Origin of the sequence: Leeuwenhoekiella marinoflava DSM 3653 (genome assembly GCF_900129005.1) — a bacterium.
GTDB classification, from domain to species: Bacteria; Bacteroidota; Bacteroidia; order Flavobacteriales; family Flavobacteriaceae; genus Leeuwenhoekiella; species Leeuwenhoekiella marinoflava.
Map to the genome: position 1 here is coordinate 249,299 of NZ_FQUN01000003.1, position 11,794 is coordinate 261,092.

Below are 11,794 nucleotides of genomic sequence, written 5' to 3' on the forward strand. Positions count from 1 at the left end.
TTTAAGATTTCTTCCTTATAAATAGCAAAGCCCTTTCAATTGAAAAGGGCTTTTTTGTGTTTAAAATTCAAATTTTAACTGAACAACGATTTCTTTCTTATCGGTTACTCTTTCTTTTTTATCCTCTGTGTTGAGATTGGCTAATGTGATACCAAGAAGGCGTACGCTATTTTCCATTTTTTCTTGATAGAGCAGCTCTTTTGCAGTTTCAAGAATAACTTCTTTAGACCTGATGTAGTAGGAGAGTGTTTTGCTTCGGGTTTTTAGTGTGAAGTCGCTATACTTGATTTTTAAAGTTACTGTTTTACCCGCAACATTAGACTTTTTTAAGCGGCGTTCAATCTCTTCGGCAATATTCTCCAGACGCTCCAACATAAAAACTTCAGAAGAAATATTTTCGTTAAATGTTCGCTCTGCTCCTAGAGATTTTCTAATTCGATCTGGTTTTACAGGGCTGTTATGAATACCGCGTACCACGTTATAATAATGCTTTCCGCTCTTACCGAATTTTTCCTCTAAAAATTCCAGCGATTTAGTTTTAAGATCATTGCCTGTGAAAATTCCGATTTGATACATTTTTTCGGCAGTGACTTTACCTACGCCATAAAATTTTCTGATATCTAATGCTTCGAGAAAAGGAATGACATCTTCTGGACCAATGGTTTTTTGACCATTAGGTTTATTTATATCACTGGCAATTTTTGCAATAAACTTATTGACTGAAATCCCTGCAGAAGCATTTAGACCCGTTTTTTCTTTGATCTTAGCGCGTATTTCTTTTGCAATGAGCGAGGCACTAGGATTTCCTTTTTTATTGTCACTAACGTCCAGATAGGCTTCATCAAGAGAAAGGGGTTCTACCAGATCTGTATATTCATAAAATATCTGCCTAATCTGAGCACTTATCTCTCGATATCGATCAAAATGGGTTTTTACAAAAATGAGTTCTGGGCACAGTCTGCGCGCCAGACCCCCTGCCATTGCACTACGCACGCCATATTTACGAGCTTCATAACTCGCTGCGCTTACCACCCCACGTTCAGAACCACCACCTACAGCTACAGGTTTTCCTCTCAGCTCTGGATTGTCTAGCTGTTCTACAGACGCATAAAATGCATCCATATCAACGTGAATAATCTTTCTGGATTTAGGTTCTTCTTCCATAGCACTTACAAAAATACATCATAGCGCTTTGCGCTCAGCTCTATTTTTAAACGGACAAAATTGTAAATTGGCTTGGTAAATGATTTAGAAGAACTTTCAGAATACTTCAATATTCATTACCGAAAAATAATTAAAATGAGCAAAACAGCAATTATATTGGGTATTACAGGACTAACCGGTAACCTTCTTGCACAAACAATTTTAGCAGATTCTAGATATGACAAACTCATCAGCTTTCACCGTAGGAAATCGGGTATAGCGCATCCTAAATTAGAAGAGCATGTTGTAGATGTTCTTGATTTAGAAAAACAAGGGTCTCTATTTCAAGGCGATATTGTTTTCTGTTGTATTGGGACGACTCAGTCTAAAACGAGTGATAAAGAAACGTATAAACAAATAGATTACGGGATTCCTGTAAGTGCTGCCCGGTTGTGTAAGCAAAGTAATATTCCGCAATTTATTGCTATTTCTGCACTGGGCGCAAATCCTAAAAGCAGTGTTTTTTACAATAAAGTAAAAGGGGAAATGGAACGTGATGTACTTAAACAAAATCTACAGGAAACGTATTTATTGCAGCCGGCATTATTAGCAGGAGATCGTGAAGAAAAAAGAACGACAGAAAAACTGGCCATACAAGCTTTTAAGATTTTTAACTTGTTTCTGATAGGACCTTTAAAGAAATTTCAAAGTATAAAACCGGAAGCTTTAGTAGCGACAATGCAGTATCTTTCCTTTAACAGGTATACAGAAAACAGAATAGAATCTGATGTAATCAAAAAACTTGCAGCAAAACATGCTTGAAATAGAACGTAAATTTTTAGTAAAAACAGAAGCTTTTAAACCTGAAGCTTTTTCGCAAAGCGAAATAAAACAAGGATATCTTAATAGTAATCCCGAGCGCTCGGTGCGCATACGAATTAGAGAAAATACTGGATATCTTACCATAAAAGGAAAGTCTGATGAGTCTGGTACAACGCGTTTTGAGTGGGAGAAAAAGATCGATAAAAAGGAGGCTGAAGCCTTACTCAAACTGTGTGAGCCCGGTGTGATTTCAAAAATAAGATATGAGGTTAAAGTTGATGAGCATGTCTATGAAGTGGATGAATTTTTTGATGAAAATGCAGGACTTGTTTTGGCTGAAATAGAACTGAATACAGCAGATGAAAATTTTATAAAACCAGATTGGCTGGGGGTAGAAGTAACCGGTAACGTGCGGTACTACAACTCACAGCTGAGTAAAAACCCGTTTACGTTATGGAAAGAAAATTAATTTTTAGGCTGTTTTCCCTATTGGTTATTGTGGTGTCGTGTAAAGAGCAGCCTGTAAAAGAAGTGCCTGTTCTTAGGAATGAATCACAAAATAAAAAGAGTATTATTTCAGATATTGAAGCTGAACTCAAAGAGGCGGGTTATCTCACGATGAATTACGTAGATGAAAAAACAAAAGATACGGTTATTATGCAGCAGTATTTTATGGCTTTTCTTAAAAGTGGTCCTAATCGCGACCAATCTAAAGCTGAGGCAGACAGTCTTCAGAAATTGCATTTAGAACATTTAGGTAGGATGTATGAGTTGGGTTATGCAGATATTTCGGGGCCTTTTGGCGATGATGGGGATATACGTGGTATTACGATTTATAATACTCCAACCTTGAAGATGGCAGATAGTCTAGCTAATCTAGATCCTATGGTACAAGCAGGCAGATTAGAGATTGAGTTGCACCCGTGGTGGGCAGCAAAAGGATTTCCATTAAGATAAAAAACCACCGATATTTCTATCGATGGTTTTCGTCATTGTTAACTTAAGGGTAAAAGACAACATTAAGTTTAATGAGTTATTGCCAACCTCCTCCAAGCGCTTCGTATAAGTCTACTACTGATTGAAGTTGAGCAAGTCTTGTGTTAATCACATCTAAGCTTGAGTTTAATGCATTTTCACGCGCAGTTAAAACTTCTAAGTAATTTACCAGACCGTTATCTAGAAGCTCTTCAGAATATTCTGTAGCAATGCTATAAGCGTCAAATTCTTTACGTTTAATCTCCAATTTCTCTGTAGAAGCATCATAAGTGTATAAAGCATCAGAGACTTCTTGAGAAGCTTTTAAAAGCGAAAGCTTGAATTGAAGTTTAGCTTGTTCTTGTTGTGCTTGAGATACTTCGTATTGTGTACGAATTTTTCTTCCGTTAAAAATAGGTTGTGTTAGACCTCCTATTATGGTAGCAAATAGTGAGTTTGCATTAAAAAGCTGGTCAAATTCTAGTCCTTGAAAACCTCCTGTAGCAGATAGTGTAAGCGAAGGGTAGAAATTACTACGCGCAACATTAGTAAGCTCAAAAGCATTTATCAAAGCAAATTCAGATGCTTTTACATCAGGTCTGTTGCTTAATAATTGTGCCGGAACACCTGTTTTTAAAGATGTAGTTATTTTTTGTTGCTCTAAATCATTACGCTCAATAGTACCAGGCTGCTTGCCAAGTAATATAGAAAAGCTATTTTCTAACAAGCGAATTTGATTAATCAAATCTATACGTAAGGCTTGAGCTGTATAAAGCTGAGCCTCTGTTTGTTTTACGCCAGCTCCAGTTACATTACCAGCTTCTTTTAAAGCTTTAGTTGTTTCTAAACTACTTTCACGAGTTTTGATAGTTTCTTCGGTAACTCGTAGTTGCTCATCTAATGCAAGAAGTTGAAAGTAATTAGAAGCAACCATAGCTACCAATTGAGTTTTTACTCCTTTATGGGCTTCAACAGTTTGTAAGTATTGTGCTTGATAAGCACGCTCATTACTTCTTATTTTTCCCCAGATATCAGCTTCCCAAGATAGACTACCACTCAATTCATATTGATCAAGTGATGAAAACAATCCTCCAAACTGACTGTTTGAAGACAATTCTTGATGCGTGTATTGGGCTGTACCGTTAAGGGTAGGAAAGTAACCTGCTTTTCCTTGTTTAAAATAAGCTTGAGCAGCAAGTATTTGTTGGAGCGCAACCCGAATGTCAATATTGTTTACCAATGCGGTGTCAATATGTTGTTGCAATACAGGGTCAGAAAACATATCTCTCCAGGATACTACAGCCATATTTGTGCTATCCTGTTCAATAGCATCAGTTCTGTAATACGTCTCGTCAATTATTTCCTCAGGCCTTTCATATTCCTTTGCTGCAAAGCAAGAAGCTAGCAGTAAAGGAACGGCACCAAGTATGAATAATCTATATAATGTGTGCTTTTTCATATTAATTAGTTTCTTGAGGTTCAACAGTGGGAGCTCCTGTGATTTTTTCTTGTAGCCATTGGAAGAGGATGTATAGAATAGGAATTACAAAAACACCCAAGAGAGTTCCTATAAGTAACCCACCTACAGCACCAGTACCAATAGAGCGGTTACCTATGGCACCTACTCCATTTGCTAACACAAGAGGCATAAGACCTAGAATAAAGGCAAAAGAAGTCATCAAAATAGGTCTTAGACGCGCTTTTGCACCATCTATTGCCGCATCTACGATAGACTCACCTCTTTTTCTTCGCTGTATCGCAAATTCTACAATAAGAATAGCATTCTTGGCTAAGAGACCAATCAGCATTATCAGGGCAATTTGAAAGTAAATATTATTTTCTAGCCCCATTATCTTGATAGAGAAGTAAGCTCCAAAAACTCCTAGAGGTAGTGATAACAATACCGATAGGGGGAGTAAGTAACTTTCATATTGAGCAGATAGTAAGAAATACACAAAAACAATACAAAGAATAAAAATCATTGTTGTTTGGTTTCCGGCATTGACCTCTTCTCTTGTTAGACCAGAATATGCTGTATTAAAATTATTAGGTAGATTCTTAGCTTCACTTTCAATAATACCTATCGCATCACCAGTACTGTAGCCGGGGTTCATTGCCACTGTAAGTTTTGTAGAGTTAAAAAGGTTGAAACGAGTTACCGCCTGCGGACCATAAACTCGTTTTAGTGAGATAAACTCAGTTACCGGAGCCATTTGCCCGTCATTAGTACGAACAAACAACTTGTTAAGATCACTTTCTTTAGCTCTGTCTTCAGGAAGCGACTGTATGTAAACACGGTATTGTTTACCAAATCGTGCAAAATCTGCAGCATACAGACCACCTACATAACCTTGTAGGGTTGAGAAAATATCATTTACCGAAACTCCTTTGTCTTTAGCAACCGGCACATTAATCGTCATTTCATATTGAGGATATCTCGTGTTGAATGAAGATTGTGCATACTGAACCTCTGGATGCTTCATTAAAGATTGAATAAAATCTTGATTATTTTGATCCAATTCTTTAAAAGAACCTCCTGACTGATCCAATAAATTCACCTCCGCACCTGCAGAAGCACTAAATCCAGGTACACTTGGAGGTGCAAAGAAAATTATATTAGCGTCAGGTATTGTTGCTGCTAAACCAAATAATCTACCGGTTATAGCATCAGTAGAAAGAGAGTCTTCTTCCCGTTCAGACCAATCTTTAAGTTTAATAAATCCTAATGCATAGTTGTTACCAGCACCGTTAAGTAAGCTTATTCCGTCTATCATAGAAACCCCATCCACACCAGGCATATCTTTAATGCGGTTATATAAGTCTTCGTTTACAGCATGGGTACGGTCTAAGGTTGCACCCGCCGGAAGCTCAATATTTGCGAAGATAATTCCACGGTCTTCATTAGGTATAAACCCTGTAGGTGTAGTAGTCGCAGACCACCAGATTCCAACAATTGAAAGGATAAGAATAACCCCTGTAATCCATTTATTTTTATAAAGGAAGTGCAGTGATTTTCCATACTTATGAATGGTAGCATTAAAACCGCGGTTGAATCCGTCATAAAAACGTTGCAGGTAGGTTTTTTTATGCTCTTCTTCGTTATGTGGTTTCAAAAACAATGCACAAAGCGCCGGACTTAAAGTCAAGGCATTAAGAGCTGAAATTACAATTGAAACGATAAGTGTAATACCAAACTGCTTGTAGAACACACCAGTAGGACCCTGTACAAACGTTACGGGAACAAATACTGCTGCCATTACCAGAGTAATTGAGATAATTGCGCCAGAAATATCATGCATCGCATCTAGAGTAGCTTTCTTGGCGCTTTTAGCTCCTTCATCTATTTTAGCATGAACGGCCTCCACAACAACTATGGCATCATCTACCACAATACCAATGGCGAGGACTAAGGCAAATAGCGTGAGCAGGTTAATAGAAAACCCAAATATATTTAAGAAAAAGAAAGTACCTATAATTGAAACAGGAACTGCTATTGCCGGAATTAAAGTAGATCTGAAATCTTGTAAGAAAATAAAAACTACTACAAAAACCAGAATAAAAGCCTCTATAAGTGTATGAACCACTTTTTCTATAGAAGCATTTAAGAAGGCATTCGTGTCATAAGGAATAAAAATTTCAATTCCATCAGGAAAATCATCTTTTAGAACATCAAGGCGTGAATTAATCTCTTCGATTATTTCTTGAGCGTTAGATCCTTTGGTTTGGTATATCGCCATGTTGACACTAGGAAATCCTTTGGTAATAGATTTTTTACCATAAGATTGCGCACCTAATTCAATATCTGCGACATCCTTTAACCTAAGGTACTGCCCGTTGCCTAATGCTTTAATAATGATATCAGAATATTGCTCTTCATTCTTAAAGCGACCTTGATACTTAATTACATAGGAGAAAGACTCACCATTATTTTCACCTAGGGAACCTGCTGCAGCTTCTAAACTTTGCTCACTAAGAGCAGCGGTTACATCAGAAGGCATTAAGTTATAAGCAGAAAGTTTTTCTGGTTTTAGCCAGATTCGCATGGAGTAATCCTCTTGCGAAAACACATTTACATCACCTACACCGCTTACCCTTTGTAATTCTGGAGTTACATTAATTTTCAGATAATTCTGTAAAAAGGTTGAAGAGTAGTTCTCGTTAGTTGTGTAAAAAGACAAGAACATCAACGAACTTGTTTGCTGTTTCTGTGTTAAAACTCCTGTCTGTTTTACCTCTGCTGGTAAAAGAGGATTTGCACGAGCAACACGGTTTTGCACATTTACAGCTGCAATATCTGGATCTACATTTTGATCAAAATAAACAGTAATTTCTGCAGAACCATTATTAGCTGCTGTAGAGGTAAGGTAGGTCATACCTTCTACACCATTTATCTGTTCTTCTAAGGGAATGACAACACTCTCTAGAATTGTTTCTGCGTTTGCCCCGGGATAGGTTGTAGTAACCTTGATCGTAGGAGGAGCAATATCAGGATATTGTTCAATGGGAAGGGTGGTAAGACCCAAAACCCCTAAAATGACAATTATTATCGAAATCACGGTAGAAAGTACCGGACGTTCTATGAAGGTTTTTAGCATGATTTATGCGCTATTTTATTATTTGAATACTTTTTGAACAGGCTTTAAACTGTCAAAAGATGTTTCTTTAGGATTAACAGGGGTGCCGTTTCTCAGCTTTCCTATGCCGTTAGCAATAATTTTATCACCCTTTTTTAAACCGTCTTTTACGACATAATAATTCTCAACTTCGTCTTTAATGGTTATAACAGTTGAAGAAGCTTTATTCTCAGAATCTAATTGATATACTAAAATTTGCCCTTGTTGCTCTAATGTTGCATTTTGAGGAACAATCACAGCATCTTCATAGGTTACAGGTATTCTTACAACACCACTATTTCCATTTGTTAAAAGCTGATTAGGATTTTCAAAAACAGCTCTAAAACTTACCGTACCTGTTTGTGTGTCTATTTGACCGGTAACTGTTTCTATTTTTCCTTCTTGATCGTAAGTTTCTCCATTGGCTAATTGTAAAAGTACTGGAGGAAAATTATCTACTTTCTCCTGAAGAGAATTACCTGCTGTATTTTGTAAAAAGCTCAAGTAATCAGATTCATTCATTGAGAAAAATGCATACACTTTCTCTATATCAGAAACTGTAGTTAACGGTGTTGTATCTGTAGGACCCACAAGAGCTCCTTCTCTAAAAGGAATAGCACCAACAAATCCATCTACCGGACTTTTTACAGAACCATAATCTATATTTGCAGCAATACTTTCATAATTGCTATTTGCCTGTTCAAGTTGTGCTTTTGCAGTTTCTAGCTGAACGTTACTTATAATGCCTTTTTCAACTAAAGGTTTTAACTTGTCAACCTCAACTTGTGCAGCATTAACAGAAGCTTTAGCTGCATTAGCATCCTGTGTTAGCGATTGTGTTTCTAATTTGAATAGACGCTGCCCTTTACGAACTTTTTCACCTTCGTCTACAAGTACATTTGAGATGTAGCCTTGAATCTTGGCTCTTACGCCACTATTAACGATACCTTCAATTTTTGCGGGGAAACTACTATAACCAGTTACTGTTTTCTGAGGAATAGTTATAACAGGTAGCTGCTGCGCCTGTTGTGCTTGGCCTGCTCCCTGAGCAGCTTTGTCATCACCACATGATGTTGTGGTAATAAAAACTCCCATGAACACGGGAACTATGTAAATAAAAATTCTTTTTTTCATCATTGAGGGTTTATTCATTATTTGTTTTTGCTGTAAGTTTTTCTCGAATCTTTCTGAGAGAATCGCTGGCTTGCTCCAGATACTGGAGGTAATCTAAATGAAACTCCAGATCAAAATGTAGATCTTCGTTCTCAGGATTTATTTGATTTATTTGCTGTTTATATTCCATAATAGAAACATGCAGTTGCTTCTCATTATCCCAAGTATCCAGTGTTTCCCCCATATGTATAATCATACTTTTTGGGTTCATGACAAAGTATTTTTTGCGATCACCACAAATCGTATAATAGGTTATGGTTTTAAGATGTTGTAGGTTGTTTAAATGTGTAGAGATAGTACTTTTACTCGCTTGTAAACTGGTTACCAATTCATCAAAAGTGGAACCTCTTTTCCCTGTTAATATCAATGTAGAAACAATACGCGCTGCTAAAGGAGGAATGTTATCCTTCTTTTCTATATGTACTCCTAAACGTTCAATTAGTAATTCTTTTTCCGCATTAAGCTCTTCCCACTCCATTGTAAATCATTTGAACCGACAAAATTACAATTGGTTCGGTTTTTACCGAACTGACAAAACTTAAAAGAATGTTAAATGTAAGTTATCGTTATCGTAGAGCTCGTAAGGATTTGTGTAGGTGGGATATTTTTAAGAAGCTGTATCAATACTTAATTGTTGTTCAATACTATTGCCAGCACTGTCAGTTACGAGGAGTTTATAAATTCCAGGAGAGAGCTTTAAAGAGAGTTCGTTAAACTTAGTTGTGGTACTTATGTAAATACCATCTAGATACCAGTAAAGTTTAGTGTCAGGATTTCGGTGTGCAACTCTTAAAACTACCTCTTGTTCGCCGTGAAAGTCTTTAGGTAGCAGAATAGTTTCACCTCTTTTAGGATAAATAAATTCCATTAGTTTCTCACTTTCGCGGAAACAACCCAGGGCAAATTCTGGTAGCGGTTTGTATTCAGGATGCAAGGGAGCATAATAATATTCCCAAACCGGCGGAAGACTAAACCATGCTTTTGAAAGCATTTTGCCTAGCGGATAGCAAGAAGCTGTTACGCGATGATTTCCTTCTTGATTGAGAAAAACCTGCTGATGAAATTGACAGGCTTCCATACGTGTTCCTTTTTTTGGGATCCATTCTTTTTTTGAAACAGGGCAATACAATCCTGCCAGATTTCCGCTCTGCGGACAAATTTCAGCTTCTACAAGTTCGTCATAAGGCATCTCAAACCAGTCTGAATCAGGAAGCACATCAAGCACTTCAAATAGTATGGGCGCAGCAGCTTGAATTCCGGTTATACCGGGCCTGCCTTCACCGTCTGCATTACCTACCCAAACGCCTATTGCATAGTCGCCGGTAACACCTATTGCCCAGGCATCTTTAAACCCGTAACTGGTTCCGGTTTTCCATGCAAGCGGTTGGGCATCGCTAAAGAATTCCCAGTTTTCTGAACCTTCCGGACGGTTTACCTCACGTAAGGTTTGCAAGGTTTGGTAAATGGCTCCTGCATCAAAAAGCTCTGGATTTTGATTCTTTGTGGACGAACGTTCTACGTCACTTTTTAAGTAAACCGGTTCGCTAAAAGTTTGCTTGGGATATTCACTAGACGTACTATTAAAAAAATTAAGCGTAGCTGCCATCCCTGCGTAAGCGTTTGTCAACTGCCACAAGTTACTTTCTGCACCACCTAAAATGAGAGACAAACCATAATAATCTGCAGACCTATCGATGCTTTTAAAGTTGAGCTGTTTCAACTTGTTGTAAAAACGTTTCAGTCCATATTCCCGCAACAGGCTCACAGCCGGTACATTTAACGAGCGAGCCAAAGCTTCCGAAGCCGGAACGGCACCGTGATAACTTCGATTAAAATTCTGCGGGCTATAGCCATTTATACTGGTGGGAACATCGGCTACCAGACTGTTAGGTAATAATTCACCGGCACTTAATAATGATGCAAAGAGAAAAGGCTTTAAGGTGCTTCCTGTGCTGCGTTCACGGGTGATGATATCTACATAATTGGCGTGTTCTGCAGTAGTGGGAGCATTGCCCACATAGCTTAAAACTTCACGAGAATTGACATCTAGAACTAAAACAGCAAGATTGTGTATCTGATTCTGATCTAGCCGGTAATAGGCTTCAGCAGTGATCTGGTTGATGCGTTTTTGTAAATTGAATTGAATTGTGCTGTTTACATAGTTGCCAGATTGTTCCCGTGCCATACGTTCGGAAAAATGCGGAGCTTCATCAGGCAATTCTCTGGGTTTTCCCGGAAGGTCTTCAGCAATAGCTAGCTCATAAGTAGTTTTGTCTATACAATTTTCGTCTTTTAATTTTTTAAGTAAGCGGTCGCGTTTCGCTTTAAAAAGAACTTCATTTTTCCCCGGAAAAACAAGTGCCGGTGCATTGGGCAAAACCGCTAAAGCTGCTGCTTGGCCCCAACTCAATTCACTAGAAGGAATCCCGAAATACCGCCAGCAGGCACTCTCTAAGCCAACTACGTTACCGCCAAAGGGAGCATTAGAAGCATAGAAGTTGAGAATTTCTTCTTTAGAATAACTTGCTTCAACCCGAGTCGCCATAAAAGTCTCGATGATTTTCTCAAAGTAGGTGCGTTTCTGGTTTTTCCGAGAAAGCCGAACCACTTGTTGAGTCAGCGTGCTTCCGCCACGACGCTTACCGGTTGTGAAGTTGCTCCATAAAGCTTTACTCATCGCCACAGGATTCAACCCGGGATGCTTATAAAAGTAGGCATCTTCAAACTCCAGAATACAGCTTTTAAAACGATACGGGACACTATCAACCACAGGAAACCGCCATTGACCATCAGCTGCAATGCGAGCACCTAGAAGTTTACCTTCTTCACTTACAACCACTGTAGCTGTAGGATCTTTAAAAAGTGGTTTAGGCAAACAAAACAGCCAGAGAAGAACCAGTATGAGGAGTCCGCCTACTACAAATTTATAGCGCTTTATAAAGTGGAATATTCGATTTCTCAGTGTTGTTTTCAAAGTTTACTCGATAATCGAGATTTAAATGTTTAAGATTATCCTTGAAGTCAAAACTGTTTCATTTTAATGCCTTCCAGGCTTGCCCCAAGGTCAA

9 protein-coding genes are annotated in these 11,794 nt (G+C 38.1%); 3 read left to right on the forward strand and 6 right to left on the reverse strand.

The window, feature by feature from the left end:
- Nucleotides 1-60 precede the first annotated feature (60 nt).
- A complete protein-coding gene (gene dinB / locus BUB91_RS01135; protein WP_073095933.1) occupies nucleotides 61-1,164 on the reverse strand; it encodes a DNA polymerase IV in 1,104 nt (367 codons plus the stop codon).
- A gap of 135 nt (nucleotides 1,165-1,299) precedes the next feature.
- Between dinB and BUB91_RS01140 the strand changes: the two genes are divergently transcribed.
- Genes BUB91_RS01140 through BUB91_RS01150 form a run of 3 tightly spaced genes read left to right on the forward strand, consistent with a single transcriptional unit; the run spans nucleotide 1,300 to nucleotide 2,922 of the window.
- Nucleotides 1,300-1,965, forward strand: coding sequence for an NAD(P)H-binding protein (locus BUB91_RS01140; protein WP_073096383.1), 666 nt, complete (start codon nucleotides 1,300-1,302; stop codon nucleotides 1,963-1,965).
- Entirely contained in the window at nucleotides 1,958-2,434 is a 477-nt protein-coding gene (locus BUB91_RS01145) for a CYTH domain-containing protein (protein ID WP_073095935.1), read from the forward strand. The genes BUB91_RS01140 and BUB91_RS01145 overlap by 8 nt, the downstream gene beginning before the upstream one ends.
- On the forward strand, nucleotides 2,419-2,922 hold the full coding sequence (locus BUB91_RS01150; protein ID WP_073095937.1) for a YciI family protein: 504 nt from the start codon (nucleotides 2,419-2,421) through the stop codon (nucleotides 2,920-2,922). The genes BUB91_RS01145 and BUB91_RS01150 overlap by 16 nt, the downstream gene beginning before the upstream one ends.
- Before the next feature lie 76 nt (nucleotides 2,923-2,998).
- Here BUB91_RS01150 and BUB91_RS01155 read toward each other — a convergent pair whose 3' ends face one another.
- The 5 genes from BUB91_RS01155 to pbpC all read right to left on the reverse strand — a co-directional run bounded on the left by BUB91_RS01155 (nucleotide 2,999) and on the right by pbpC (nucleotide 11,700).
- Complete coding sequence (locus BUB91_RS01155) at nucleotides 2,999-4,399, reverse strand: efflux transporter outer membrane subunit (RefSeq protein WP_073095939.1); 1,401 nt, start codon at nucleotides 4,397-4,399, stop codon at nucleotides 2,999-3,001.
- A gap of 1 nt (nucleotide 4,400) precedes the next feature.
- Nucleotides 4,401-7,535 carry an efflux RND transporter permease subunit gene (locus BUB91_RS01160; RefSeq protein WP_073095944.1) on the reverse strand — a complete coding sequence of 1,045 codons (3,135 nt, stop codon included), beginning with the start codon at nucleotides 7,533-7,535 and terminating at the stop codon, nucleotides 4,401-4,403.
- An 18-nt stretch (nucleotides 7,536-7,553) separates the two neighbouring features.
- Nucleotides 7,554-8,648 (reverse strand): efflux RND transporter periplasmic adaptor subunit, encoded by a 1,095-nt coding sequence (locus tag BUB91_RS01165; protein WP_254796098.1) that lies wholly within the window; start codon nucleotides 8,646-8,648, stop codon nucleotides 7,554-7,556.
- Nucleotides 8,649-8,697: 49 nt separating this feature from the next.
- Nucleotides 8,698-9,204 carry a GbsR/MarR family transcriptional regulator gene (locus BUB91_RS01170; protein ID WP_073095945.1) on the reverse strand — a complete coding sequence of 169 codons (507 nt, stop codon included), beginning with the start codon at nucleotides 9,202-9,204 and terminating at the stop codon, nucleotides 8,698-8,700.
- 129 nt (nucleotides 9,205-9,333) lie between these two features.
- Complete coding sequence (gene pbpC, locus BUB91_RS01175; protein WP_241652548.1) at nucleotides 9,334-11,700, reverse strand: penicillin-binding protein 1C; 2,367 nt, start codon at nucleotides 11,698-11,700, stop codon at nucleotides 9,334-9,336.
- Between the last annotated feature and the right edge of the window lie 94 nt (nucleotides 11,701-11,794).

Bases quoted from the DNA above. Each gene is read 5' to 3' on its own strand.
- BUB91_RS01145 (WP_073095935.1), top strand. From the start codon at position 1,958: ATGCTTGAAATAGAACGTAAATTTTTAGTAAAAACAGAAGCTTTTAAA.
- dinB (WP_073095933.1), bottom strand. From the start codon at position 1,164: ATGGAAGAAGAACCTAAATCCAGAAAGATTATTCACGTTGATATGGAT.
- BUB91_RS01170 (WP_073095945.1), bottom strand. From the start codon at position 9,204: ATGGAGTGGGAAGAGCTTAATGCGGAAAAAGAATTACTAATTGAACGT.
- BUB91_RS01165 (WP_254796098.1), bottom strand. From the start codon at position 8,648: ATGGGAGTTTTTATTACCACAACATCATGTGGTGATGACAAAGCTGCT.
- BUB91_RS01150 (WP_073095937.1), top strand. From the start codon at position 2,419: ATGGAAAGAAAATTAATTTTTAGGCTGTTTTCCCTATTGGTTATTGTG.
- BUB91_RS01155 (WP_073095939.1), bottom strand. From the start codon at position 4,399: ATGAAAAAGCACACATTATATAGATTATTCATACTTGGTGCCGTTCCT.
- BUB91_RS01160 (WP_073095944.1), bottom strand. From the start codon at position 7,535: ATGCTAAAAACCTTCATAGAACGTCCGGTACTTTCTACCGTGATTTCG.
- BUB91_RS01140 (WP_073096383.1), top strand. From the start codon at position 1,300: ATGAGCAAAACAGCAATTATATTGGGTATTACAGGACTAACCGGTAAC.